The organism is Streptomyces achromogenes (assembly GCF_030816715.1).
Classification (GTDB): Bacteria; Actinomycetota; Actinomycetes; order Streptomycetales; family Streptomycetaceae; genus Streptomyces; species Streptomyces achromogenes_A.
This window is the reverse complement of the sequence record NZ_JAUSYH010000001.1, coordinates 4,646,317-4,667,101: the sequence shown is the minus strand read 5'-3', so window position 1 is coordinate 4,667,101 and position 20,785 is coordinate 4,646,317. Positions and strand designations below refer to the sequence as shown.

At 73.4% G+C, this 20,785-nt stretch carries 18 protein-coding genes; 11 read left to right on the top strand and 7 right to left on the bottom strand.

Features of this window, described 5'->3' with window-relative positions:
• Positions 1-84: 84 nt before the first annotated feature.
• Positions 85-1,503, top strand: a complete 1,419-nt coding sequence (locus QF032_RS20960; RefSeq protein ID WP_307057037.1) for a ScbR family autoregulator-binding transcription factor — start codon at positions 85-87, stop codon at positions 1,501-1,503.
• Between the two features lie 179 nt (positions 1,504-1,682).
• Here QF032_RS20960 and QF032_RS20955 read toward each other — a convergent pair whose 3' ends face one another.
• A complete protein-coding gene (locus QF032_RS20955; RefSeq protein WP_306950671.1) occupies positions 1,683-2,453 on the bottom strand; it encodes an SDR family NAD(P)-dependent oxidoreductase in 771 nt (256 codons plus the stop codon).
• 181 nt (positions 2,454-2,634) lie between these two features.
• On the opposite strand from QF032_RS20955, the gene QF032_RS20950 reads away from it, so the two are divergent.
• From QF032_RS20950 to QF032_RS20940, 3 genes are all read left to right on the top strand, one after another.
• Positions 2,635-3,342, top strand: coding sequence for a TetR family transcriptional regulator (locus QF032_RS20950; protein ID WP_307044712.1), 708 nt, complete (start codon positions 2,635-2,637; stop codon positions 3,340-3,342).
• Between the two features lie 288 nt (positions 3,343-3,630).
• A complete protein-coding gene (locus QF032_RS20945; protein ID WP_307044709.1) occupies positions 3,631-4,755 on the top strand; it encodes an IS701 family transposase in 1,125 nt (374 codons plus the stop codon).
• A gap of 196 nt (positions 4,756-4,951) precedes the next feature.
• The gene (locus tag QF032_RS20940; RefSeq protein ID WP_306950666.1) at positions 4,952-5,758 is read left to right on the top strand and encodes an AfsR/SARP family transcriptional regulator; all 807 of its coding nucleotides are present in this window, start codon (positions 4,952-4,954) and stop codon (positions 5,756-5,758) included.
• A 192-nt stretch (positions 5,759-5,950) separates the two neighbouring features.
• On the opposite strand, the gene QF032_RS20935 is transcribed toward QF032_RS20940, so the two are convergent.
• Complete coding sequence (locus QF032_RS20935) at positions 5,951-6,895, bottom strand: LysR family transcriptional regulator (protein WP_307057035.1); 945 nt, start codon at positions 6,893-6,895, stop codon at positions 5,951-5,953.
• A 141-nt stretch (positions 6,896-7,036) separates the two neighbouring features.
• Between QF032_RS20935 and QF032_RS20930 the strand changes: the two genes are divergently transcribed.
• Together QF032_RS20930 and QF032_RS20925 are read left to right on the top strand one after the other, a co-directional pair.
• Complete coding sequence (locus tag QF032_RS20930) at positions 7,037-8,509, top strand: MFS transporter (RefSeq protein ID WP_307044707.1); 1,473 nt, start codon at positions 7,037-7,039, stop codon at positions 8,507-8,509.
• A 243-nt stretch (positions 8,510-8,752) separates the two neighbouring features.
• Complete coding sequence (locus QF032_RS20925) at positions 8,753-9,586, top strand: MBL fold metallo-hydrolase (protein ID WP_307057033.1); 834 nt, start codon at positions 8,753-8,755, stop codon at positions 9,584-9,586.
• 69 nt (positions 9,587-9,655) lie between these two features.
• Here QF032_RS20925 and QF032_RS20920 read toward each other — a convergent pair whose 3' ends face one another.
• Both QF032_RS20920 and QF032_RS20915 read right to left on the bottom strand, forming a co-directional pair.
• Entirely contained in the window at positions 9,656-11,041 is a 1,386-nt protein-coding gene (locus tag QF032_RS20920) for a phosphatase PAP2 family protein (protein ID WP_307057031.1), read from the bottom strand.
• A gap of 416 nt (positions 11,042-11,457) precedes the next feature.
• Positions 11,458-11,718: a hypothetical protein gene (locus QF032_RS20915; protein ID WP_307057030.1), complete on the bottom strand. Its 261-nt coding sequence runs from the start codon at positions 11,716-11,718 to the stop codon at positions 11,458-11,460.
• Between the two features lie 304 nt (positions 11,719-12,022).
• Between QF032_RS20915 and QF032_RS20910 the strand changes: the two genes are divergently transcribed.
• The 3 genes from QF032_RS20910 to QF032_RS20900 all read left to right on the top strand — a co-directional run bounded on the left by QF032_RS20910 (position 12,023) and on the right by QF032_RS20900 (position 14,388).
• Positions 12,023-12,226 (top strand): cold-shock protein, encoded by a 204-nt coding sequence (locus tag QF032_RS20910; RefSeq protein ID WP_057577987.1) that lies wholly within the window; start codon positions 12,023-12,025, stop codon positions 12,224-12,226.
• 179 nt (positions 12,227-12,405) lie between these two features.
• Positions 12,406-13,881: a DEAD/DEAH box helicase gene (locus tag QF032_RS20905; protein ID WP_307057028.1), complete on the top strand. Its 1,476-nt coding sequence runs from the start codon at positions 12,406-12,408 to the stop codon at positions 13,879-13,881.
• A 108-nt stretch (positions 13,882-13,989) separates the two neighbouring features.
• The gene (locus tag QF032_RS20900; protein WP_373430362.1) at positions 13,990-14,388 is read left to right on the top strand and encodes a CBS domain-containing protein; all 399 of its coding nucleotides are present in this window, start codon (positions 13,990-13,992) and stop codon (positions 14,386-14,388) included.
• A 69-nt stretch (positions 14,389-14,457) separates the two neighbouring features.
• Here the strand turns inward: QF032_RS20900 and QF032_RS20895 are convergent, their stop codons facing one another.
• Positions 14,458-14,829: a hypothetical protein gene (locus QF032_RS20895; protein WP_306950653.1), complete on the bottom strand. Its 372-nt coding sequence runs from the start codon at positions 14,827-14,829 to the stop codon at positions 14,458-14,460.
• A 350-nt stretch (positions 14,830-15,179) separates the two neighbouring features.
• Here QF032_RS20895 and QF032_RS20890 point away from each other — a divergent pair, with 350 nt between their 5' ends.
• On the top strand, positions 15,180-15,518 hold the full coding sequence (locus QF032_RS20890) for a helix-turn-helix domain-containing protein (RefSeq protein WP_307044697.1): 339 nt from the start codon (positions 15,180-15,182) through the stop codon (positions 15,516-15,518).
• A gap of 118 nt (positions 15,519-15,636) precedes the next feature.
• On the opposite strand, the gene QF032_RS20885 is transcribed toward QF032_RS20890, so the two are convergent.
• Together QF032_RS20885 and sigJ are read right to left on the bottom strand one after the other, a co-directional pair.
• Positions 15,637-16,962 (bottom strand): NAD(P)/FAD-dependent oxidoreductase, encoded by a 1,326-nt coding sequence (locus QF032_RS20885; protein ID WP_307057026.1) that lies wholly within the window; start codon positions 16,960-16,962, stop codon positions 15,637-15,639.
• A gap of 105 nt (positions 16,963-17,067) precedes the next feature.
• Positions 17,068-18,012: an RNA polymerase sigma factor SigJ gene (sigJ, locus tag QF032_RS20880; protein ID WP_307044692.1), complete on the bottom strand. Its 945-nt coding sequence runs from the start codon at positions 18,010-18,012 to the stop codon at positions 17,068-17,070.
• Between the two features lie 323 nt (positions 18,013-18,335).
• On the opposite strand from sigJ, the gene QF032_RS20875 reads away from it, so the two are divergent.
• The gene (locus tag QF032_RS20875; protein ID WP_307044690.1) at positions 18,336-20,783 is read left to right on the top strand and encodes a SpoIIE family protein phosphatase; all 2,448 of its coding nucleotides are present in this window, start codon (positions 18,336-18,338) and stop codon (positions 20,781-20,783) included.
• Positions 20,784-20,785 lie beyond the last annotated feature (2 nt).

The following is a 20,785-nucleotide window of genomic DNA, read 5'->3' as shown; positions in this document are numbered from 1 at the left end:
CGCTGCCCCCGCACGGTGGCGGAGGCGCGCCACGGCCAGTAACATAGAGGACGTTCTTTTTCTTGTCGAGACCGGGATGACGCCATGGCACAAGCGAACACGAATCGCGCGCCCAAACAGGAGCGCGCGATTCACACCCGAGAACAGCTGCTGCGGGCGGCCGCCGAGGTCTTCGACGAGTACGGCTACGCCGGCGCCGGGATCAACAAGATCCTGCAGCGCGCGGGGGTGACCGCGGGGGCCCTGTACTTCCACTTCAAGGACAAGCAGAACCTCGCGATGGAGGTGATGAACGCCCAGCGCGGCACGATCGAGCCGCATGTGCCCACGACCGGACTGCAGCGCCTGGTGGACATCACCCTCATCTGGTCGCACTCGCTGCAGGCCGACCCGATGCTGCGCGCCGGCGTCCGGCTCACCGGCGAGCAGGCCGCCTTCGGCCTACAGGACGCCACGCCGTACGCGGTGTGGGCCCGCAGCTTCGAGGAGTGTCTCGAAGCGGCGCGCGCGCAGGGCGAGTTGCGCGAGCACGTGCGCATCGGCGAGCTGGCCGAGTTCGTCGTCGGCGCGTGCACCGGCATGCAGGAGTACGCGCAGGTCGTCTCCCGGCGGGGCCGACCTGCCGCGCCGGACGGCGAACATGTGGCGCCTGCTGCTGCCCGGCGTCGCCACCGACGCGGCGCTCGGCGGGATCGAGAACAGCGAGGAGCGCGCTCTGTCCCTGTGGACGTCCGTGAGCGCGCCCGCCCAAGGGGAGGGACCCGCATCATGACCGACCGACCGCACCGCCCGCATCGCCTGCGCCTCGCCGCCGTCAACATCGACGGCGTGCTGCTCGCCGACACGTTCAGCCCGCTCATCCACCGGTTCGTCACCCGCCGCGGCGGCGTGTACTCGGCCGACGTCGAACGCAGTGTCTTCTCCCAGCGGCAGGCCGACGCCGGCCGCGCCATGGCGGCGGCGGTGCCGCAGCCGATGACCGGCGAGGAGGCCCTGGCCGCCTACTTCGAGGAGCGCGCCGCCCACCTCGCCGAGCACCCCGTGGAGGTCACCGAGGGAGCCGAGGCACTGCTGCGGCGGCTGCGCGCCGCCGGGCTCGAGGTGGTCTGCTACGGCGGCCTGGCCAAGACCCACTTCGACGAGCATCTCGGGGCGTACGCCGACCTGTTCACGCCGCCCCACTACATCTGCACCAACGACGTGCGCCCCGGGCTGCGGGAGATCACCGCCCGCTTCGGTCTGGAGCACGGCCAGGTGCTCTTCATCGACGACGTGGCCCGGGTCGCCGAGGCGGCGAGAGCGCTCGGGGCGCCGTTCATCGGCCGGCCCAGCCGGTTCGCACACAGCCACCAGGCCGAACTGATGCGAGAGGCCGGGGCACGCCATCTCGTGGACGGGCTCGACGAGATCGACCACACGCTGCTGCGCGCCCTGGACGAGGAGGCGGCCGCCGGCACGCTGTGGCCGGCCGGCACCGGCGAACGGGTGCCGACGGCACGCTAGGGCGTGGTTCCGGGCCGGAAGGGTTCCCCCGCTCGCCAAGCCTCTCCGGTCACGGGACGCGTGCCGTGACCGAGAAGTCCCGCCCAGACGGCGTCCGTTCGCTCCCGGGGCCGTCCGGGCGCCGCGATGAAGCGGGGTCCCGGACGGCCGTCGGGCCGCACCGACCGCGGTGCGGCGTCTCAGACGGCCAGCGTGCCGCCGTCCACCGGGACGGTCGCGCCGGTCACGAACGACGCCGCGTCGCTGCACAGCCACAGCGCCGCCTGCGCCACCTCGACGGGGGCGGCGAACCGCTTCTGCACGGCACGCGCGAAGAACGTCTGCTCCACGCCGGGCATCTGCGCTATGGCTGATTCCATCATCTCGGTGAGCGTGCTGCCCACCGCCAGGGCGTTGACCCGGATGCCCCGGTCCCCGTACGAGGCCGCCGCGGCCTTGGTCAGGCCGATCACCGCGTGTTTGGCGGCCACATAGGGCGCGCCCACCCCGGTGGCGATCAGGCCGGCCACGCTCGCGGTGTTCACGATGGCCCCGCCGCCGGTGCCCAGCATGGCGCGGATCTGGTGGCGCATGCAGTTCCAGACACCTCGGACGTTGACGTCCATGACGGCGTCGTAGTCGTCGTCCGACATCTCGTGCAGTTCGGTGCCGAGCGTGCCGTAGCCGGCGTTGTTGAAGGCGGCGTCCAGGCGGCCGAAGCGGCGCAGCGCGGTCTCCACGACCCGTTCGACGTCCTCGCCGCTGCGGATGTCCCCGGGGACGTACGCCGCCCGGCCTCCCTTGGCCTCGATCTCCTCGGCCACGGAGGCGAGTTGTTCCCGGCGGCGGGCCGTGAGCACGACCGCCGCGCCGTGCTCGGCGAAGAGCCGGGCCGCGGCGGCGCCGATGCCCGACGACGCTCCGGTGATCATGACGACCCGGTCACTCATCACGTACGGTTGTTCGATCATGGCACTCAGTCAAACAGGTGCCCGCCGGACCGTCAGCCGGATCGTGCAGCCCTTACCGGCCAACCTGCCAAGAACGTTCCGAGCTGCTGCTTCTCCCGATCTCTTGGTAATTCCTTGACCTAGGGTGGTCTCGTCGCGGGCCGGCCGCGACACACGGGGGCGGGAGGAGGTGCGCACACAGGTGGCGAGACAGGAGAGGGCCGAGCAGACCCGGCAGCGGATCGTCAGGGCCGCGTCCGCCGAATTCGCCGAGCACGGCTACGACGGCACCTCCCTGCACCGGATCGTCAGATCGGCCGGTGTCACGATGGGCGCGCTGACCTTCCACTTCCCCAGCAAGTCGGCGCTGGCGGACGCCGTCCAGGAGGCCGGCACGACCGCCACCCGCGAGGTGATGCGGGGCACCGCCGCCGCGCCGGGACTGCGGGCCGTGCTCGACGAGGTGCTGACCCTGGCCGACGCGCTGCGCGGCACCCAGAGCATCCGCGCGGCCGCCAGGCTCACCCGCGAGGGGCACGCCGCCGATCACGGCTGGTACGACTCCTGGGTCCCCGGCCTGCGCGAGGCACTGGAGCGGGCCTGGTACGAGGAGCGCCTGGACGCCGGACTGACCCCGGTGGCGGCCGCCTCCCTGCTCTCCCACATCCTGCTCGGCGTCGAAGCCGCGGCCACCGCCCCGGACGCACTGCGCACGGCCACCGGCGACGGTCCCGAGGAAAGCCTGGCGCAGGCCCTGAAGGCACTGGGCGCCCTGCTCGCCCCCTCGGCCGCTCCCTCACCCCCGGCCGCCCCCTCCCCCTCGGCCGCCCCGGTCCCCTCCCCCTCGGCCGCCCCCGCTCCCTCGGGCGCTCCCGCTCCCTCGGCCGCCGCCGGCCCGGCCACCGACTGACGGCCCTCGGCCCGGGGTGGAATCCCCTTCAGGACCACCTCCGGTGACGGAATGAACCGTTCCACACACGGGCCGTGTCACCCGGGCCGGGCCCGCATGCCGCCTCGTGTGCCGCGCACGGAATTTTCCGCGCCGGTCCGCCGCCCGGCACACCGCCTCCTGCCGCAGCTCAGAGGCCCCGGGCACCTCTCCGCGCACCCCTTCCGCACACCGCCGGTCCGATCACCGGCCTAGAAACATAGAGAATGTTCTGTATATTTGCCGCTGCCGGGAGAGAGGAGTCCGTCCATGCATCCGGCCACCGAGCGCGTTCCGCCGCCGGCCCAGCGGCTCTTCGCCCATCTGCCGCGGGCCGACCAACGACGGTGGGCCGGCGTCTACTTGCGGGGACTGCTGACCACCCAGGGCAAGAAGTCACTGCGGCGCATAGCGGCCTCGGTGACGCCGTCCCCGACGGCGCCCCAGTCGCTGCAGCAGTTCGTCAACGACAGCGCCTGGCCCTGGCGGCCGGTCCGCGCCGAACTCGCCCGTTGGGTCGCCGAGCACACCGCCCCGCACGCCTGGACGCTCGCCCCCGTGGTCATCCCCAAGCGCGGCGCGCTGTCCGCCGGCGTCCACCGGCGCTTCGTCCCCGCCGTCGGACGCACCGTCAACTGCCAGCTCGCCGTGGGCGCGTTCCTCTCCGGCGACCTCGGCGACCTGTCCGTGGACTGGCGGCTGTACCTGCCCCGGCGCTGGACCGAGGACGCCGCGCTGCGCCACCAGGCCCGTATCCCCGAGGTCACCGGCCACGCCACCGCGACCGAGCTGTGCCTCGCCCTGGCCGACCGACTGGCGCGTACCACGCCCGAGATGCCGCCGGTCGTCGTCCACACGGACGGACACATCGACGCCGCTGCCGTGATCGAGGGCCTCGACGCCCGCGGCCTGGACTGGATCGTGGCCCTCCCCGACACCCTGCCCCTGGCGCCCGCCCCGGTCACCGACCCCCACCCGGCCGACACGACCGGAGCGCACACGGTTCCGGAGCCGGCGGACGACCTGCTGCGGCGGCACGCCCGGCCCTCCGTGACCACCCCCCTCGCCCCCGGGCGGCCCCGGTTCGGCACCCTGCGGGTGCACCTGCCGGCGCACCACCGGCCGGCCCTGCTGGTCGGCGTCTGGACCACTCCCCGCCCACGGCCCGACCGGGTCTGGCTGACCAACCTGCCCCCGGCGTGGCAGAGCCGGGCCCTCGCGGTCATCGGCTCCGCCACGGCCGCGCGGGTCGGGGTCGCCGAGGCCGAACTGGGCCTGCACGACTTCGCGGGCCGGTCGTACCCCGGCTGGCACCGGCACGCCACGCTGGTGTCCGTCGCCTCGGCCCACCGCAGGCTCGGGCACGAGGTGTGCCTCGCCCCGGGCGGCGGCTGACCGCCGCACGCAGCAGGGGCCCGACCGCCGTCCGCGGTACGGCCGACGCCCTTCCCCCCACACGGCACCACACGCCCTGCCCTCCCCCACACACAGCACCACGGGAATCCCGCAGCGACGCGGAGTTCCTGCCGACCCGTTCGCCCGCACAGCGCCCGCCGTGCCGGGCGGTGACACCCGACCTTGAGGAGGGGCTGTGGAGTTCCGTGTCCTCGGACCGATCGACATCCGCGAGCAGGGGCGTGACGTCACCCCCAGCGCACCCAAGCAACGGCAGGTGCTCGCCCTGCTCATGGCGAAGGCCAACCACCGCGTCTCCGTGCCGGCGCTGCTGAGCGAGGTGTGGGACGGCGAGCCGCCCCGCACCGCGACCACCGCCCTGCAGACGTACATCGGGGCGATACGCAAGGCGCTGGCAGCCGGCGCCGGCGCCAGCGCCCGTGAGATCGCCGACCACCGGCTGGTCACCGACGGCAACGGCTATGTGCTGCGGCTGCGGCCCGACGAATGGGACCGGCCCCGCTTCGAGCGGCTGGTCCTGGAGGCCCGGGGCCTGCTGGACGGGCGCGAGGCGCACGCCGCCGCCGAGATGCTCGGCGAGGCCCTCGCGATCTGGCGCGGGGCGCCCTTCGGCAACGTCCGGCTCGGCAGCCGGCTCACCGTGCAGGCCCGGGTGCTGAACGAGGCGCACCTCGCCGCCTGCGAGGCACGGATCGACGCGCTGCTGCTGTGCCGGCGCTTCCAGGAGGCCGTAGGGGAGGCCGTCGCCCTGGTCGACGAACACCCGTACCACGAGAACCTGCACACCCAGCTGATGCGGGCGCTCTACGCCTCGGGCCGCCGGGCCGCCGCGCTGGAGGTCTACCAGTCACTGCACCGCCGGATGACCGACGACCTCGGCATCCCCCCGTCGCCCTCCACCACGACGCTCCACCACGTGATGCTCCAGGACAGCCCCGACCAGCGCTATCTCGCCGCCGCGGGCGCGGGAAGCCTCCAGTGAACCCCGCTCGCCGCACGCTCGGCCGATGACCTCGGCCACCGGTCACCCGCCCGCCGGCCGACGGCGACCTCGGACGCCGTTCCCCCGGTCGCCGCACGCTCGGCCGACGGCCTCGGACGCCGTCCCCCGCTCGCCGCGCTCGACCGGCGGCCTCAGACGCCCGTCCCCGCTCGCCGCGCTCGGCCGGCGGCCTCAGACGCCCTTCTCCCCCTCCGTCCACAGGCTCTCCACGGCGCGCGAGGGGCCGCCCACCGCGCGGACCCGCTCCATGGCCACCTGGACGAAGGCCCGTAGCCGCGCCGTCTCGTGGCCGGTGGGCCAGACGAAGGCGTAGTCGATGTCCGGGGCGTCCGAGAACGGCCTGAAGACCAGGCCGGGACGGCTGTAGTAGTGCGCGCCGGCCGCCGCCACCGGCGTCACGCCCTTGCCGGCGAGAACCAGGGAGAGCGCGTCCTCCCAGTGCGTCATCGCCTGCCCGTGCGGGATGGGCCGTCCCGACGGCGTCTGCCGCGGGAAGTGGTGGTCCAGCCAGTGCGTCGGCACGTTCCCGGCGACCGTCAGCAGCGTCGCCTCCGCCAGGTCCTCCACGCTCACCGACGCCCGCCGCGTGAACGGGTGCCCGGACGCCATCAGCAGCACCCTCTGCTGCGACACCAGCACCGGACCCAGCGTCAGATCCGGCTCCGACACCGGGGGTTCGGTGACCTGGAGCTCGACGTCCCCGGTGCGCAGCGGACCGTACGGGTCCGAGATCTGCACCTGCCGGATCTGCACGTCCACACCCGGGTACCGGCGCCCGAACCCCTCGGCGATGCTGTGCAGCAGATGGCCCGTGAACGCGCCGGAGAACCCGATGCGCAGCGAGCCGGTGATGCCCCGCCCGGCCGCCATGGCCCGGGCGACCGCTTCCTCGACCCCGCGCCACGCGGGCGCGAGATCGTCCCCGAGCTGCTCCCCGATGGGCGTGAGGACGACCTGACGGCTGGTGCGGTCGAACAGCTTGGCGCCGATACGGCGCTCCAGCCGGGCGATGGTCTGGCTGACCCGACTCTGCGAGACGCCCACCCGCTCGGCGGTCCTCCCGAAGTGCAGTTCCTCCGCGAGGGTCAGGAAAATCTCGATCTCCTGGCGTTCCATGACCGGTTCTCCCGCACCCCCTCACTCCTGCGACCTCGAACGATGAGCCCGGCGAATCGATCGTTGCACAGATCGTCCTTGTTGCGCAGGTCCGCCGATTCGAAGCTGGGACAGCCAGCGAGACACCAGGAAGGACCCCTCATGGCCGTCACCGAATCCTCACCCCCCGTCCACTCCGTCCAGGAGGCCGCCGCACCGCCCGCACCCGCCGCCGACGGCGCCGTCTTCGGCACACACGAGTGGCTGGTGCTGATCACCCTGTGCTGCGCCACCTTCATGTGCGGCCTGGACTTCTCCATCGTCACCGTCGCCCTGCCCGACATCGGCACCGCCCTCGGCTTCTCCTCCGCGGGCACCCTGGGTTGGGTGGCCACCGCCAGCCTGCTGCCGTCGGCGAGCCTGCTGCCGCTGTTCGCCCGGGTCGCCGACCTGATCGGCCGCAAGCGGCTGTTCACCCTCGGCGTCGCCGTCTTCACCCTGTTCTCCCTCGGCGCCGCCCTCGCGAACAGCCCCGGCATGCTGATCGCCGCCCGCATCGGCCAGGGCACCGCCGCCGCGATGATCGCCCCGTCCGCCATCGCCCTGATGACCGGCTACTTCCAGGAGGGCCCCAAGCGCGCCCGCGCCCTGGGTCTCAACGGCGCCGTCATGTCGCTCGGCTTCGTGTTCGGCGCGCTCGGCGGCGGTGTCATCACCAACGGCTTCAGCTGGCGCTGGACCATGGTCGCGCTGTGCGTGATGGGGGCGCTGGCCCTGGCCGGCGCGCTGGCCCTGCCGGCGATCCACGAGTCCGGCGCCGCCCGCCGCATGGACATCCCCGGCGCGATCCTGGCCACGCTCGGTCTGTTCGGCCTGGTCTACGGCATCTCCACCGGCGGCGACGAGGGCTGGACGCAGCCCGCGGCGCTCGGCCCGATCGTCGGCGGCCTGGTGCTGCTGGTCGCGTTCCTGCTGGTCGAGCGGCGCCACCCGGAGCCGCTGGTGCCGCTGTCCGTGCTGAACCGGCCGTCCGTGAAGTGGTCGGGGCTGTTCGGCGTCATCACCTTCGGCATGTGCGCCGGCACGACCGTCCTGCTGAGCCTGTACATGCAGGACGTGCTGGGCTTCACCGCCCTCCAGGCCGGTCTGAGCTATCTCGGCGAGGGCGCCGCCGCCACCCTCGGGGGCATGTACGTCGCCCGGCTGCTCGGCCGGTTCGGCGGGGTGAGGGTGCTGGCCGCGGGCCTGCTCATCCAGGGCGCCGGCACGGTGGCGATGTTCGCCCTGCCCCAGGACGTGAACCTGGCCGCCCTGCTCGCCACCTCCTCCGTCATGGGACTCGGCCACGTCTTCAGCGTCGTCTCCTTCATCACCGTGATGACCACCGGCGTCACCGAGGAGGACCAGGGCGTCGTCGGCGGACTGTCGCAGCTGCCGCAGTACGTGGCCGCGATCGGCGTCTCGGGTCTGAGCGCGATCGCCGCCGCCCGCACCAACGCCCTCTCGTCGGGCGCCGTCCCGTCCCGCGCCGACATCCTGGGCGGCCTGCACGCGGGCATGGTCACCGCCGGTGTCGTCGCCCTCGCCGGCGCCCTCCTCGTCGGCGTCGTACTCCGCAAGCGGACCACGGTCTAGGCCCGTCCCGTGTCCGGCACACGGCACCGCCCGCCGGAACCGTCCGCGCACCCGGCGCGGCCGTCCCCCGCCCCACGGCGGACGGCCGCGCCGCCCGCGTATCCGAGCCACCCGCCCGTCCGCCCCGCCCCGTGCCCGACCTGTGTCCGAGCCGCCCGCGTGACCGAGCCGCGCCCCTTTTCCCGGCCCGCGCCCGCATCCGGGCGCGGCCGGGTGCCATCGCCGCCCGCGAGGAGATCCTCCGTGAACGACAGCCGCCTGCGCAGGCCCTCCGCCGTGCGCACCCTGCGCGTGGGGGAGATGAAGGTCAGCTACGTGCCCGACGGGGCGATGCTGCTGAAGCCGGCCGGCATTCCGCCCGCCGCCGTCGACCGGCACTGGAGCAGGTACGGCGCCTATCTCAACGACACGCGCCGCCTCGTCGCCAACACCGGCGGTCTGCTCGTCGAGCACGGGGCCCGGGCTCTGCTGATCGACGCCGGGTTCGGGCCGCGCGCGGTACCGGAGGACCCCGCTCACCCCGACCGGGGCGCGGTGCACGGCGGGTCGCTGCCCGGCAACCTGGCCCTGCTCGGCCGGTCGCCCGACGACATCGAGACGGTGGCCTTCACCCACCTGCACCCCGACCACGTCGGCTGGGCCTGCGTCGACCCGCCCCTGTTCACCCGGGCGGCCTTCGTGATCCCCAAGGCCGAGTGGGACCACCGCGATCCGGCGCTCACCGCTCTCGAACCCCGGACCACGCCGGTGGTCCCCGGCGAGGAGATCTTCCCCGGGGTCCAGGCCCTGGCCCTGCCCGGCCACCCCGCCGGGCACACCGGCTTCGTCATCGCCTCGCACGGCGCCCGCCTGCTCGCCTTCGGCGACGCCCTGCTCTCCTCGCTCCAGATCCGGCACCCCGAGTGGTCCGCGGTGTCCGACGCCGACCCCGCCGGGTCCGAGCGCCACCGCCGCAGCCTGATCGCCGAACTCCTGCGCCCGGACACCCTCGGCTTCGGCATCCACTTCGCGGACGTGGTCTTCGGCCGGGTACGACCGCACGGCGACGGCGACGGCGCGGTCTGGCACCCGCTGTGACCCCAGGGCCCCGGCGCCCGCCGGGTCGCCGGCCGCGGACACGACGCGCCGACGCGCCGGCGACCCGGGCTACAGCGGTTTCACCGCGGACGCGTGTTGCTGCGGCTCCGCCTGGCGGGGCAGCACCGGCTTCGGTTCCCACGCCGCTGTGGTCCGCAGATAGGCGTAGACGACGGAGACCGTCGCCAGGACGAGGAGCGGTCCGTAGAACCACGGATGCCCGGCCATCTCCAGCGGCAGGTAGCGGTACGACAGCAGGAGCGCGGCGAACACCGTCGTGCCGTACGCGACCAGCCGGACGCCGGACGGCGACCAACCGCGATCGTGCGCGCGCAGGGCTCCCTCGATCGTGAGCGTGAACACCACGCCGGCGAGGATGTCCGCGCCGTAGTGGAAGCCGAACCCCAGCGTCGCCGCGAGCGTGGCGACCAGCCAGAACGCACCGGCGTAACGCAGCGCCCGCGGGCCCCTGCGGGTGTGTATGAAGATCGCGGTGGCCCACGCCGTGTGCAGGCTGGGCATGCAGTTGCGCGGGGTGACCCCGTCGAACGACATCGGGTGCGGGGGGCTGATCGGCGGCGGCGTCGTCGGCCACAGATCGGCCACCGCCCACTGCACGCTGGAGTGCGACTCCTGCCACAGGCTGACCGCGGCCCAGTGTTCGCTGCCGTCGCCGTAGGCGAAGACCGGCCCGACCACCGGGAAGATCATGTAGATGCCCGGGCCGAGGAGCCCGATCGCCAGGAACGTGCGCACCAGGTGATGGCGCGGAAAGCGGCGTTCGGCCGCCACGTTGCGGAGTTGGTACAGCGCGACCAGGACCGCCGCCACCGGCAGTTGACCGTAGACGAAGTCGAGGACGTTGAAGCCGATCGCGCCGGTGGCCGTGACGGCCCGGCCCACGAGCCACGACGGGTTGCCCAGCGCGTGATCGGCGATCGCCACGTACTGGTCGAGCACCGTCGGGCGGGTCGTGGAGGTGATCAGCAGCCAGGTGTCCCCGGTCTTGCGGCCGGCCATCAGCAGCAGGGCCAGCCCGGCGCCCTTCAGCAGCAGGGCGCGATCACGGCCGGTGCGGCGCGTGAGGGCGACGACCGCGCAGCCGAGGGTCACCCACAGCGCCCCGTTGCCGAAGGGATGGCCCTCCGTCACCTTGATGTCGGCCGCCCACCGGACCAGCAGGAAGCCGACGTCTATGGCGATCGCGGCGCCGACCGCGATGAACCGCTGCCGCCAGTCCACCACCACCAGCATCAACGCCATGCTGGCGTACAGCAGGCCGCCCGATTTGGGAGGGAATATCACCTCGCGCGCCTGGCTGGTGATCGGCCCCGGCAGGCCGTAGTGACGCGCGACGATCTCCAGCGCGACGAAGAGCCCGAGCGCCGCCACGCCGACCGCCGCCCACAGGACGGCCTGCGGCCCCTTGGTTCGCGAGAACACCCGTGACTGCATAGATATCAATTGTCTGACCAGTGTGTGAGATGCGGGCTGAACAGGTACTTTTTCGCGCTGGACGGCAGGCCCTCCCGGTAGGGGACGGACGAGGAGGGGCGTTCGTCGCGAGTTTCGAACATGTTATCGGAGCAGTGCGGGGACTTCGCCGGAATGTGTTTCGGTCCTCATTTCGGTCGTCATTTCGGTCGCGATATCGCCCGGCCCCGAGGCCGACCGCGCGCACGGCGCAGGTGCCGGACACGGCCCCGGACGGGGCCCGTGACACGGTCCGGACGGGGTCCCTGACACGGCCTCGGACACGGTCCCGGACGCGGTCCGCCCCGGTCAGGACGCAACCGGCCAGGGACGCTTGCGTCCAGCCCATCTCTCCCACCCCCCTTGCCCGCGGCGAGAGTCGCTTCTGCCCCCGGGCGTCACACCCACGAGAACCCGTCACAGCTGTACCTGCCGGGCAGCCGCTCGGGCCAGGGATGCGCCTTCGTCCGCTCGACTTCCCTGCCGCAGGAGAATCCCATGAAGCCGGGCAACGCCGTCCGCCGTACGTCCGCCGCCCTCGCCGTAGGAGCGATGTCCCCCGGGATCGTCACCGTGACCGGCGGAGCGGCGCCGCGGCCGACGACCTCGTGCCCGGCGACACCGACGGCCGTGACCTCCGCGCGGACCCCGGCGGACACCCACAGCCTGCGGCGGAGGCCATGGGGCGGCGGGCGGAACGGGGACGGCCGGGCCGGCAACGTCACGGCCCGGGAGAGCAATATCTGTTTTCGCGAAATGAGAAATGGGCGCAGCGCCCGAGGAACATTTCTGGGGCCACGAACGGCTCGAAGTTATTAGCCGCACAGGGTCGATCACGACGTGCTACTGTCGTTGTCAGTTGCAGGTGTGGTTGCCAGAAGGTTTTTCCGACGGCTGATCATCACGGCGACACGGAATCCGCACAGGGCGCATTCCTGACACCGTCTCCGAAGGAGAAACACAATGGCTACTGGCACCGTGAAGTGGTTCAACGCCGAAAAGGGCTTCGGCTTCATCGAGCAGGACGGCGGCGGCGCCGACGTCTTCGCCCACTACTCCAACATCTCTGCCCAGGGCTTCCGTGAGCTGCTCGAGGGCCAGAAGGTGTCGTTCGACATCGCCCAGGGCCAGAAGGGCCCGACGGCCGAGAACATCGTCATCGCCTGACACCGGCACAGACGCGTTCTTCGCAGCTGGGGCCCGCACCTGGGGGTGCGGGCCCCAGCTCGTTTTGTTTTTCCAGGGCGATTCAGCCCTGTCATCACCGGCTCGTTCTCGCGATTTTCAGCGTCGTTCACTTTGCTGCGGAAATCCCTTGATACGTGCCCGCATCGAGGAGATCCCGCATGAATCGCGACCGCACGAACCGCACATACGACCGCTCCGGAGGAAGCCGTGCCACCGGCCGTTCCGGTGTTTCGCGCCGCTCCCACGGCTACGGAAACCGGTCGACCGCGTCGGCCGAGTTCGCCCCGCCGAAGACGATCACGCCCGCGCTGCCGGCCGTCGAGTCGTTCGCCGAACTCGCGCTGCCCCAGCCGTTGCTGGACGCGCTCGCCAAGGAGGGCATGAGCGCGCCGTTCCCGATCCAGGGGGCGACGCTGCCGAACTCGCTGGCCGGCCGGGACGTCCTGGGCCGTGGCCGCACCGGCTCCGGAAAGACCCTCGCCTTCGGCCTCGCCCTGCTCGCCCGCACCGCGGGACAGCGCGCCGAACCCCGCGCGCCGCTGGCCCTCGTCCTCGTCCCCACCCGGGAACTGGCCCAGCAGGTCACCGATGCCCTCACCCCCTACGCCCGCGCCCTGCGCCTGCGCAGCGCCACCGTCGTCGGCGGCATGCCGATCGGCCGGCAGGCGAACGCCCTGCGCGGCGGCGCCGAAGTCGTCGTCGCCACCCCCGGACGCCTCAAGGACCTCATCGACCGCGGTGACTGCCGGCTCGACCAGGTCGCCGTCACCGTCCTCGACGAGGCCGACCAGATGACCGACATGGGCTTCATGCCGCAGGTCACCGCCCTGCTCGACCAGGTACGCCCCGACGGGCAGCGGATGCTGTTCTCGGCCACCCTGGACCGCAACGTCGACCTGCTGGTCCGCCGCTACCTGACCGACCCGGTCGTCCACTCGGTCGACCCGTCGGCCGGCGCCGTCACCACGATGGATCACCACGTGCTGCACGTCCACGACGCGGACAAGAACCGGGCGACGACCGAGATCGCGGCGCGGGACGGCAAGGTGATCATGTTCCTGGACACCAAGCACGCGGTGGACCGGCTGACCGGCCATCTGCTCGGCAACGGCGTCAGCGCCGCCGCCCTGCACGGCGGCAAGTCCCAGTCGCAGCGCAACCGCACCCTGGCCCAGTTCAAGGACGGGCACGTCACGGTGCTGGTCGCCACCAACGTGGCCGCCCGCGGCATCCACGTCGACAACCTCGACCTCGTCGTCAACGTCGACCCGCCCGGCGACCACAAGGACTACCTGCACCGCGGCGGCCGCACCGCCCGCGCCGGCGAGTCCGGCACCGTCGTCACCCTCGTCCTGCCGCACCAGCGCCGCGGTATGACCCGCCTGATGGCCGACGCCGGCATCAACGCGCGCGTCACCCCGGTCCGGTCGGGCGAGGCGGAGCTGAGCCGTATCACGGGGGCGCGGACCCCGTCCGGCGTCCCGGTCGTCATCACCGCGCCGGTCGTGGAACGCCCCCGGCGCGCGTCGTCGGCCTCCCGGGGACGCCGGGGCCGCGCCGGCCAGGGCCGGCCGGTCGTCGCCGCGGTGCGCCGCCGGACACCGGGCCGGGGCGACCTCGACTCGGCCGCCTGAGACCTGTTCCGCACCGGGGCCCAGGGAGCGCACTGCCTCCCTGGGCCCCGGCGTGCCCACGGCACTCGCCCGGCACAAGACCCGAACCCCTCATCGCAGGAGGCACCTTTGACGCCGGCTCAGACGCAGTACCGCACCACCGCACACCCCGCCCCCGCGACCATGGCCCTGACCGTGGCCCTGACCACCACCACGGCCATGGGGGACGGCGTAGACGCGCACGCGCCCCGGGTCAGTGACGACATGACCGTCGAGGTCGCCCTGGCCGTCATGGCGGGCGCCCGTGTCGGGTACCTGACCGTGTGCGACGGTGACGACCAGAGCACGGGCGTGGTCACCCTGGCCCGGCTCGCCGCCCTCCGCGGCAGTTCCGCGTACACGGACCGGATCCGTCTGCGGGACGTCCTGGACGGATCGCCGCGCTCGCGCGGGATCCGGGCCGGCGCCCGGCCCGGCGACGCCGGCGAGCACGCCCGGACCCCGGGCGGACTCGCCCTCTCCCACTGATCCGGTGCCTGGTTCACGTGACCGCCGGCCGCCGCCGCGTTCCTCGGGACGCGCGGACGGACCGGCGTCTCACCGGTCGAAGTAGCTGAAGTCGCCCACGGTCCACGCGCCCACGTCCTTGATGGCGACCCGGTACATGCCGCCCGCCTCGGGGATCCCCAGGTTGCCCTGCAGGATGCGGGCCAGATGGAAGTGCAGGTGCGTGGGCGCCTCGCCGCCGGTCCTGCTCTCGCGCGGGTCACGGGCGAAGATCTCGGAGAACGGGCCGAGCCGGTCGGAGTCCTTCAGGACCTCCGCCACCCGTTCCCTCCACACGGCCTCCGGCGCCAGCCGGCCGGTGATGACGGCGCCGCCCACGACCACGGTCAGCGACATCTGATTGCTCGGCTCGGACTCCACCGCGGCGGAGATGGCGACGAGCAGCTCATCGGGGTTCGACATGAGAGCACATTTTATGCAGTCGCCGGCCTCCCCACCGCCCCACGGTCGTGAACCCGTGGCCCGGGCGGCGCGGCCGACGCCGGTCGGCTCCTGATCGGAGCGCCGCGGGCCGGGCCGCCACCCGCCGCGCCCGCCCACCCGGCCACCGCTCCCGTCGCAGGTCGGCGGGGGTCCCGGGGCGCTTCAGAAGTGACGCCGACCGACGGCCCGCCGAGCTTCCCGCGCCGGGCCGACCGGCGGTAACCGAAGGTCGGCACAGCGGCAAGGCCGACAGATGGTGTTGAATTTCCCTCGGGGCCCTGGTGCCGTACGGCGCCGGGGCCCCTCGACGCGTTGCACAGCGAGGTGACATGACAACGGACAACCCTCTCGGTGATCGTCTGGACGACGACGACTACCCCGCATACACGATGGGCCGGGCGGCCGAGATGATCGGAGCCACCCCGGGGTTCCTGCGAGCCCTCGGTGAGGCGCGGCTGATCACCCCGCTCCGCTCGGAGGGGGGACATCGCCGGTACTCCCGGTACCAGCTGCGGATCGCCGCCCGCGCCCGCGAACTCGTCGACCGGGGGACGCCGATCGAGGCCGCCTGCCGCATCGTCATCCTCGAGGACCAGCTCGAGGAGGCCCAGCGCATCAACGCCGAGTACCACCGGGCCGCGAACGGGGCCTCCGGCGGTACCGGCTGAACGCTCGGGCGGGAGCCGGCGAGGGGACACACGTCCCGGAAACCGCCGCGACGCCCACGCGTGGGCCGCTCCGCGGGGGCGCCGCCCGGATGTCGACGGCGCCCGGTCCGGGTGCGCGTCACGCCGTCGCCTTGATCCCCGGGTCCGTCGAGTCCACCGGGCCGTCCGGGACGAGTGAACCGGTCGGGACGCGTACACCGGCCGCACCGGCCTCATCGGCCACCCCGCTCGGAGCCGCCTGCTCCCGCGCGGCCTCCCGCGCGGCCTCCCGCTCGGCGTCGCGCACGGCGTCCCGTACGACGGGCCGGCGGCGGGACGGCCCGAGCACCGGGTTGGCGACACCCCAGGCCGCGCCCTTGCAGACCAGTTCCTTGTAGACGGCGGCGAGCCGTCCCGTCAGGGCCGCCCGCACGGCGCGGTCGTCGCCGGTGACGTACTGGATCAGGCCCTCGCTGCGCCCCAGCGAGATGCACTGGTTGAAGTAGCGCAGCGGCGTGTTCGGGAGTTTCCCGCCGGTCAGGCGTGCCGCGACGGCGTCGGCGGCCTGCCAGGCCATGGGGACGCCCGAGGCGCACGACATCCGCAGCGGCTTGTCGCCGACGCCCTTCGCCAGGGCCGCGTCGCCGACTGCGTACACGTCCGGGTGCGAGACCGAGCGCATGGTGCCGTCGACCACGATCCGGCCGGTGTCGGTGACCTCCAGGGCGGTGGCCTGCGCGATCGGGTGGACGGCGAAGCCGGTCGTCCACACCGTGACCGCGGCCGGGACCGACCCTCCGTCGGCGGTGGTGACGCGGTCGGCCTCGACGCCGGTGACGGCGGCGTGCTCGTGCACGGTGATGCCGAGCCGGTCGCAGACCTTCCGCAGATGTCCGCGCCCCTTGGGCGACAGCCAGTCGCCGAGGCCCGCGCGGGCGACGAGGGCCACGTCGAGGTCCGGGCGGGCCTCGGCGATCTCGGTGACCGCCTCCACGCCGGTGAGACCGCCGCCGACCACGACCACGGGCTGCCCCGCGGGGAGCCCGGCCAGGCGCTCACGCAGCCGGAGCGCCCCGGGGCGGCCGGCGATCTGATGGGCGTGCTCGGCGACGCCGGGGACGCCCTGGTCGTTCCAGCCGCTGCCGAGGGCGTACACGAGGGTGTCGTAGGCGAGTTCCCCGGCGCCGTTCGCGTCGACGACGGTCACGGCCCTGCGGTCGACGTCGACGCCGGTGACCCTCGCGACCCTCAGCTCGACGCCGGTGCCCGCGAACATCTCGTCGAGCGGCCGGGGCGGAAGATCCTGGCCCACCGCGAGCTGGTGCATACGGACGCGCTCGACGAAGTCGGCCTCGGCGTTGACGAGGGTGACGGCGACGTCTTCCGGGCGCAGCCGCCTGGCGAGGCGGCCCGCGACGATGGCTCCGGCGTATCCGGCTCCGAGGACGATGATGCGGTGCTGCATATCCCTGCTCCTGTCTTGCGCGGATTCGCCTCCTGAACCGGACGGCCCGCCGTTTCCTGACAGGTACGGAGTGTGAAGCACCTCACATCGGCGCGCGGAAGGGGGTCAGAAGGGGACGACCAGGGGTTCGCCGTGATCGGCGGCCGCCCACCGCTCGGTCGCGCGTTGGAGCTTGTCGGGGTTGACCTGGTTGCGGAACGCGGCGATGCCCTCTTCGGTGACCTCCAGGCACATGACGCCGATGACCCGTCCGTCGACGACCGCCACGACCGCGGGGCCGCCGTTGGCGGTCGCGGCGTACATCTCGGCCGACTCACCGATCAGGGCGCGCTTGGCCTTGCCGGGCTTGAACAGGCCCCGCATGAACTTCGCGACGGCGAGGGCGCCCTCGAACGCCGTGGCGCGCGCCGGGACCTTTCCGCCGCCGTCGCCGACCGAGACGGCGTCCTGGGTCAGCAGCCGCACCAGCGGCTCGGTACGGCCGCTGGTCGCGGCCTCCAGGAACTCGTCGATGATGCGCCGGGCGGCGGCCTCGTCGATCTCGGTGCGGGTCCTGCCGTCCGCGACGTGCTTCTTGGCGCGGTGGAAGATCTGCTGGCTGCCCGACTCGGTGAGGTCGAGGATCGCGGCGATCTCCCGGTGCGGGTAGTCGAACGCCTCCCGCAGCACGTACACCGCCCGCTCGTTGGGGGAGAGGCGCTCCAGCAGGGCGAGCACCGCGTACGACACCGACTCGCGCTGTTCGGCCGTGTCGGCCGGGCCGAGCATCGGGTCCCCGGCGATCAGGGGCTCGGGGAGCCACTGGCCCACATAGGTCTCACGCCGTGCGCGGGCCGAGGTGAGCTGGTTGAGGCACAGGTTGGTGAGCACCTTCGTCAGCCAGGCCTCGGGGACCTCGACGCGTTCGACGTCGGCGGCCTGCCAGCGCAGGAAGGTCTCCTGTACCGCGTCCTCGGCCTCGCTCGCCGAGCCGAGAAGGCGGTAGGCGATGGCCCCCAGCCGGGGTCGTGCCGCCTCGAACCGGTCCACGTCGCTCATGGTCAGGGCCATGACCGGAATTCTAGGCGGAACCGGCGACGGGGACAGCGAGTTCGCCGCCGGACCGGCAACCAGGACAGCGGGTTCGCCGCCGGGGCACGGCAGGGCCCGCGCCGCACGCCCAAGATCCACCGAGCCGCCCGCAGAGTCGCCGTGCCGCTGCCAGACTGGACGCGGACGGACGCGTCAGGAAGTTCGGACTCCGGACGGGTGTTCCCCGGGCCGTGTGCGGAACACGGCCCGGTGGGGCGGCGGGCGCGGCCGCCCGGCACGCCGGGGCGCGGTCCCGGCGACCCGGCCCGCGACGGCCGGGCGAGAGCGAGGCGGAGTGGCCCATGAACGGTAGAGGTGTCACATCCCGGGGCACGGCGCCGGAACGCGTGCCGGAGGACTTCGCGGTCGTCGTCGACGACCGTGGGGCGATCACGGCGTGGAGCGCGGGAGCCGAGCAGCTGCTGGGGTACGGGGCCGCCGAGGTCGTGGGCCGGCCGGCCGCCGATCTGCTCGCCGCGCGGCTGCCCGAGTCGGCGCGGCGCCATGTCGCCGCCGGCCGCCGGACGGCCAGTGAGGTGGCGCTGCGGCACCGCGGCGGAGACCGTGTGGTGCTGCGGCTGCAGGCGATGCCGATGGCGGACGCGGGCCCCGGGCGGCTCTGGCTGGTGACGGGCGCCGGGCCGGTCAGCGAGCCCGGGCGGGCCGAGCCGGTCACGGCGGCGCTGTGGGACCTCACGCTCGCGCAGCTCCCCGTGCCGGTGGCGGTCTACGACCGTGCGGCACGGCTGGTGTCGGCCAACGCGTCGATGGCCCACGTGATGGGCCTGACCGTCGACGAGATGCGGGGCCGGACCCTGTGGGAGATCGAGCCCACGAAGCCGTTCGACGAGTACGACCGTCTGCAGCGGCAGGTGCTGCGCACCGGCGAGACGGTGTTCCACGAGGCGCACGGCAGGGCCCCCGGCGAAACCCGGGAGCACGCCTGGTCGATGTTCATCTCACCGCTGAAGGACGAGGCCGGCCGGGTGCTCGGGGTCTCGGCGGCCGTCTTCGACACCACCGAGGAGCACTGGGCGCGCCGCCGCCTCGCGGTCCTCAACGACGCCGGCGTGCGCATCGGCAGCGCCCTGGACGTGACCCGCACGGTGGAGGAACTGGCCGACGTCGCCGTCGAAGGGTTCGCCGACTTCGTCACCGTGGATCTGCTGGAGTCCGTCGTGCTGGGCGACGAGCCGGAGCCGCTGCGGCCGGACCGGCCCGTCGTGGTGCGCCGCGCGGCGCAGCGGTCGGTGCTGGAGGGCTGCCCGGAGTCGGTCGCGGCCCCGGGCGACGCCGTGCGCTACCCGGTCACAACACCGCCGATGCGCACGCTGATCGCCGGCCGGGGCACCCGGCACACGGCCGGCGAGCCGGGGATACAGGAATGGATCAGGTCCTCCCGGGCCCGCGCCGAGACCGTCTCGAAGTACATGATCCACTCGCTGATGCTGGTGCCGCTGCGCGCCCGCGGGGTGACCCTCGGTCTGGTGCACTTCCTGCGGCACCGCACGGGGGACGCCTTCAGCGAGGACGACCTGCTGCTCGCCGAGGAGATCGTCGCCCGGGCGGCGGTGAGCGTGGACAACGCCCGCCGCTACACGCGGGAACGCCGCACGGCGCTGGCGCTCCAGCGCAGCCTGCTTCCCGTGCGGCCCCGGGAGCTGACGGCGACGGAGGTGGCGTACCGCTATCTGCCCGCCGGGTCCGGCGCCGACGTGGGCGGCGACTGGTTCGACGTCATCCCGCTGTCCGGCGCCCGGGTCGCCCTGGTCGTGGGCGACGTGGTGGGCCACGGCATCCACGCCTCGGCCACGATGGGCCGGCTGCGCACCGCCGTGCGGACCCTCGCGGACGTCGACCTCGCCCCCGACGAACTGCTCACCCAGCTCGACGACCTCGTCCTCAGGCTGGACCGGGAGGAGGGCCCGGAGGCCCGCGGGCGCGCGCAGGACGCTTCGGGGGAGGTCGGGGCGACCTGTGTGTACGCCGTGTACGACCCGGTGTCCCGGCGCTGCACCATGGCCCGCGCCGGACATCCGCCACCCGCGGTGGTCACCCCCGACGGCGGCGTGCGCTTCCTGGACCTGCCGGCCGGGCCGCCGCTCGGGCTCGGCGGGCTGCCGTTCGAGTCCGTCGAGGTGGAGCTCGCGGAGGGCAGCCTGCTCGCCTTCTACACCGACGGCCTGGTCGAGGCCGCCGACCGCGACATCGACGCCGGCCTCGCCCTGCTGCACCGGGCGCTGAGCGCCCCGGCCGCACCGCTGGCGCCGCTGGAGGAGACCTGCGACGACGTGCTGCGCACGGTGCTGAGCGACCGTCCCGGCGACGACGTCGTGCTGATGCTGGCGCGCACCGCCGCGCTGGACGCCGGGAAGGTGCGCACCTGGCAGGTGGCGCGGGATCCCGCGGCGGTGGCCGGGGCGCGCAAGCTGGCGGGCGAACAGCTGGCCGCGTGGGGGCTGACGGAGGCGGCGTTCGCCACCGAACTGATCGTCAGCGAACTCGTCACGAACGCCTTGCGGTACGGCGGCGACCCGATCGTGCTGCGGCTCATCCGCGACACGTCGCTCATCTGCGAGGTCTCCGACGGCAGCAGCACCGCCCCGCATCTGCGGCGGGCCCGGGTCTTCGACGAGGGCGGGCGCGGGCTGCTGCTCGTCGCCCAGATCGCGGAGCGCTGGGGCACCCGTCAGACGCCCGCCGGCAAGACCATCTGGGCGGAGCAGTCCCTGCCGGCCGCCCCGGCCTGAGC